At 54.9% G+C, this 2,782-nt stretch carries 3 protein-coding genes; 2 read left to right on the top strand and 1 reads right to left on the bottom strand.

The annotated features are described in order from the left end of the window. Positions 1-31: 31 nt before the first annotated feature. Entirely contained in the window at positions 32-952 is a 921-nt protein-coding gene (locus HFM78_RS12685) for a succinylglutamate desuccinylase/aspartoacylase family protein (RefSeq protein ID WP_287129816.1), read from the bottom strand. A 118-nt stretch (positions 953-1,070) separates the two neighbouring features. Between HFM78_RS12685 and HFM78_RS12680 the strand changes: the two genes are divergently transcribed. After that, positions 1,071-1,502, top strand: coding sequence for a Fur family transcriptional regulator (locus HFM78_RS12680; protein ID WP_287129815.1), 432 nt, complete (start codon positions 1,071-1,073; stop codon positions 1,500-1,502). Between the two features lie 73 nt (positions 1,503-1,575). Beyond that, positions 1,576-2,571, top strand: coding sequence for a CsgG/HfaB family protein (locus tag HFM78_RS12675; protein ID WP_287129814.1), 996 nt, complete (start codon positions 1,576-1,578; stop codon positions 2,569-2,571). The last annotated feature ends 211 nt before the right edge of the window (positions 2,572-2,782 follow it).

The raw sequence follows: 2,782 nt of genomic DNA, 5'->3' as shown, positions 1-2,782 counted from the left end.
GAAAGGGTAGTGAAAGTTTGACCGCCAAAATTTAAACTACCGCCACACGGACCAATAGTGAACCCTGGGTGACGAGGGGGCGTATGTGCAGACTCATCACATAGCCACTGGTCTTGGTACTGACCAGTTGCAAAAGCTCGCCCGTCAAGGGGTCTACCACCTCCCCGAGCGATTGCTGCACCAGGAGTAGGTCCCCAGGGCGCACACTAGGCAGCCATAACCCCGCTCGTTCAGCCAAACACACCTGGACTTGGCGGACTTGGCGGGGCGGGTGGACAGGCGGTAATAGAGGGCCGTGCAGGATACCCAGGTGCAGGGCCAACCGTACCATGCCCGCCTGCAACTGTTCAGCCATCCCTGGGTCTAACTGTTGGGCTTGCCCCCCCGTCAGCAGCAGACAGTCCACGCCCTGTTGTTGCAGAGTTTTTTCTAGGCTCCCCTGGCGCAGGTCCTCCCGTGGCTGTACCCAACTCAGGGGTAAACCCGTCGCTAGGGCTTGGTTCCCCGTAGGGTAGTCCTGAAAAGAACGCGCTTGGGGCCACTCCACCAACTCGTGACCACTGTGGACGGCTACGCATAGCCGAGAGGACCGGACCGCCTCATAGATAAAATGGGCCAGCCGCTGGGTCGCCTCCCCCGCCACATACCCCGGAAAAAGTCGGTTTAAATCCGTCTGGTCCACCGGCCAGTTGCGCTCCCCCGTCACTAGAGCCAAGGCATTGCTGGCAGAGAATAACCGGACCCGCCCCACCAACCGATAGGGCGTTTGCTGGGTCTCCACTTGTCGCAAAAACCGAGCAAGCCGCGCACACGCCCCCAACCCGTTGTACTCATCGCCGTGCAAGCCACTGACCACACTCAAGATCTGGCTGCCCCGTCCGAATTCAAGTTGCTGGAGTTGGACTGAACCCCCCATCGGTAGGGCGATCTGACCAATAGTGCTCTGGTTCACGGTCTAGGGCATAATCAGTTTTCCAATTGTACGGGGCTATTTGCGATAAATTTTCAATACTTACTTCCCCTAAATTATCGGCTATCCTTATCAATAAGGCGACCCAATTGCGAATAGCATGAACACTCTGTACTCTCCGTCCGCCCTCAAGGCTGAACTGAACGCCAAAGGTTGGCGGCTCACGCCCCAGCGCGAAGTAATCCTCAAGATTTTCCAGGAGTTACCCCAGGGCAACCACTTGAGTGCGGAGGATCTCCATGAGCAATTGGTGGGTTTAGAGCAGGACATCAGCCTTTCTACGGTTTATCGTACGCTGAAACTCTTGGCCCGGATGGGAATTTTGCGGCAACTAGAGTTAGCGGAGGGTCACAAGCACTATGAGTTGAATCAGCCCTATCCCAACCACCATCACCACTTAGTCTGTGTGAAGTGTAATAAAACCATTGAATTTAAGAGTAGCTCGATTCTCCAAGTCGGGTCCAAACAGGCCCAAGAGTATGGTTACAAGCTCCTAGACTGTCAATTGACCATCCACGCCATCTGTCCTTAATGCCAACGCTCACTCCTACCCGGTTGGTAAGCAGTGGATGGGGTATTATTGACTCAAATTTTGGGAGTTGTTCATGTTGCGCCGGACTCTCGTTGCTACATGGTTATGTTTATTTTCCCTAACCCCGACGCTATTTGCCCAGGGCGAAGCCACCCGTAGGCGCATTGCTGTCCTGGATTTTGACTTCAGTAGTCTTAGTAACCCTTATGTGGTCTCCTTTGCGGGGAATGGAGCAGGGCGGGCAGTGAGTAATTTTTTGGTAGATAAACTGGTCAAGGACGGGACCTACATTGTGCTAGAGCGCACCAAGCTCAATCAATTGTTGCAGGAACAAAACCTAGCCCAGGGAGGACGGATTCAGCCAGGGACCGAGGCGCAGTTGGGCCGACTCCTGGGTGTAGACGCGCTTATTATTGGTTCTATCAACAAATTCAACATCGAAGAACGACAGTCTGGGGGCGGTTTTGGTCTCTTCGGGATCAGTACAACGACCAAAGAAACCAAGGCTGTCGTCCAAGTTAGTGCCCGGATGGTCAGCACCTCCACCGGGGAGATCCTGGCAACGGCTGAGGGCGAGGCTGACCAAGCGCAGAGTGATGGTAGTGTCTCCGTCATGGGAATCGGCGGCGGTTCCAGTGCTAATGTGAGCGACAGTCTCTTGAGTAACGCTGCCAACCTTGCTTTAGACAAAGTATCACCCCAGCTTATTGCAGCGGCTCCCCGCTTAGTCACATTCCTGGATACGGCAGTCCAGGCCACGATTGCCGATGTGACGGGCCGCGAAATTACGATCAATAAAGGTAGTGAGGTGGGTCTTAAACCGGGTATGACGATGCGCGTCGAGCGGGTGACCAAAGAAGTCAAGGACCCCGAAACCGGGAAAGTATTGCGCCAAATCACCAGCCCGGTTGGGACCATCACTCTGACTGAGACCAGTGCGGGGTCTGCCATGGGGGTAGTTAGTCAGGGTAAAGGTTTCAAAGTCGGGGACAAAGCCAAACTTGTCACCGTCACCACGACCCTTACCGGGACCATCAAGCCTCAACCCGCCAAACCATCTACCCCCTAGTCCTGACAGGACGGCGGGACCCCGATCGAGCTAAGCTAATTCCTGGGGAGTTTAGTTCGTGAGACCAACCATGCATTTTTTGCGTTATCTTTTGGCCCTGGGTTTAATCTTGATTCCCGTCTCCGCCCAGACTGCCAGCCCCGGCGCTACGAACCTGACCCCCTTGGAGCCGACAGTACCCCCTTTACCCAACACGGCCTTTGAACTTAAG

It is taken from the genome of Candidatus Cyanaurora vandensis (assembly GCF_013285555.1).
In the GTDB taxonomy this organism is placed as follows: domain Bacteria; phylum Cyanobacteriota; class Cyanobacteriia; order Gloeobacterales; family Anthocerotibacteraceae; genus Cyanaurora; species Cyanaurora vandensis.
Note: the sequence above shows the minus strand (reverse complement) of the source record. Positions and strands in the feature narration are given on the sequence as shown.